A 261-nucleotide genomic window follows, 5' to 3' on the forward strand; every position below is an offset into this window, starting at 1 on the left:
ATCTGGTAAGGCTAAATACTCCCTAGCGACCGATAGTGAAGCAGTACCGTGAGGGAAAGGTGAAAAGCACCCCGGAAGGGGAGTGAAAAAGAACCTGAAACCGTGTGCTTACAAGAAGTCAGAGCCCAATTAAGGGGTGATGGCGTGCCTTTTGTAGAATGAACCGGCGAGTTACGTTTGCAAGCAAGGTTAAGCCGAGAAGGTGGAGCCGCAGCGAAAGCGAGTCTGAATAGGGCGAATAAGTTTGTAGGCGTAGACCCG

Annotated in this window: 1 rRNA gene; it reads left to right on the forward strand. The window is 51.0% G+C overall.

From position 1 onward, the window contains the following. Positions 1 to 261: ribosomal RNA gene (locus KI362_RS25405) — 23S ribosomal RNA — on the forward strand; the annotation flags it as partial.

This window comes from Paenibacillus apis (assembly GCF_018333295.1).
GTDB lineage: Bacteria > Bacillota > Bacilli > Paenibacillales > Paenibacillaceae > Fontibacillus > Fontibacillus antibioticophila.